Source organism: Mesorhizobium sp., assembly GCF_004963255.1.
Lineage (GTDB): Bacteria > Pseudomonadota > Alphaproteobacteria > Rhizobiales > Rhizobiaceae > Mesorhizobium.
On the sequence record NZ_SUGA01000086.1, the window covers coordinates 1 to 1,551 of the forward strand.

Consider the following 1,551-nt stretch of genomic DNA (forward strand, 5'->3'; position numbering starts at 1 on the left):
GTCGACCGTGAACAATCCGAGCCCTAAGCGGCGACCGGCTTCGGCCGGATTTGAAGCAGGGCAATCAAGAGCGACAAAAACCCCTTCAGCCACCTGAGCAGGAGGGAGAAGTTGTAGCCGGCGGCGGCCAGGATGGCGTTGAGGGTGTCGCCCTGCTGGCCGGCGAGGTAGTTGCGGCCCATTCTGTGTTCGCTCTTGATGTGGCCGATGACGGGCTCGACCGCCGACCGCCGTCGCATCTGGCGCTTGATGGCTGGGGTGACGCGGCGTTTCTGGCCCGCGGTGAAGACCCTGAGCTTGTGGCTCTGCGGTGCGTTGTGGCCGCGATAGCCGGCGTCGGCGAGGATGCGGCCGATCTCGTTGCCGATGGTCTTTTCCATGTCGGGGATGACGCTTGCCAGCGTGTGGCCGTCATAGGGATTGCCGGGCAGTGCTTTTGCATGCAGGGCGAACTGGCCGCCCCTGGAGCGCTTCAGCGTGGTGGCCACCGACACCTTCACCCCGAACTCGTAGGGCGCATGCGCCTTGCCCTTGCCGATGCATTCCACCTCGTGTGCGTGCAGGCTGTAGATCTTGCGGCCGCGCTGGCGCTGGCGTTGCTCGAGAACGGTGGCGGCCTGGTAGAGCGGCCATTTGAACAGCGCGTCCAGCCCCTGATCGCCGGCGATCTGGCGACCAATGTCGCGAATGGTCCGGCCGAGATAGGTCTTGAGCTTGCGTAGCGCCTTGTTGGCCCGCTTGAACTGCTTGGCGTGGGCATAGCGCTGGTGGCTGATCAGCGCCAGCTTGCCGACCCGCACATAACTCTGGCGCAAATGGAGACCCGTCCTCTTGGCCAGCCGCACCAGCCGTTCGCGTGCCCGATGGATGAGCTTGGCGTCGGTCGGGAACATGACGTTCTTCGGCTGCACGGTGGTGTCGACGATCACCTGGCGCGTGTCGGCCGGTTTCATCGCCCCGGTCTTGACCGCGAGGCTGAGGCTCTCCTGCAACAGCACCATAATCCGCTCCTCGCCCATACGGCTGCGCCAACGCGTCATCGAGGAGCGGTCGAACGGCAGCGTATGGCAAAAGAACGTCTCGCCGGTGAGATACTGGAAATAAGGGTTCTCCACCCAGCGCTCGCACAGCACCTCATCCGACAGGTTGAAGGTGTGCTTGAGGATCGCCAGCCCCGCCATCAGCCGGGTCGGCAGCGGCGGCATGCCGGGGCCGTCCGAATAGACGGCGCCGAAACGCTCCTCCAGCACCGGCCAGTCGATCGCCTGCGCCAGCCGCACCAGCTCGTGCTTCATGTTGATGATTTGGTCGAGCCGGGAGCGGAACAGGTCCTGCTCTCCCGTCTCGCGCTTCTCGCGTGGCCTGGACATTCGCTGTCCCCTCGATTCGCCGCCGCCGAACCGAGTGAATCACGCTCCGCGCCACAAGGGAATCGCAAAACCGAATTGCAGGAAAACAGCGTCCAAATACCGCTAATCCTGCAATTCCAAAGCCGCTATCCGCCTCAATCAACAGGCCAGATCAATGGCTTGCGGATAGTTCACGGCCGAC

1 protein-coding gene is annotated in these 1,551 nt (G+C 63.8%); it reads right to left on the reverse strand.

Features of this window, described 5'->3' with window-relative positions; all coding sequences use genetic code 11:
- Positions 1 to 23 precede the first annotated feature (23 nt).
- A complete protein-coding gene (locus E5X34_RS32510; protein WP_063169227.1) occupies positions 24 to 1,370 on the reverse strand; it encodes an IS5 family transposase in 1,347 nt (448 codons plus the stop codon).
- Positions 1,371 to 1,551: the final 181 nt, after the last annotated feature.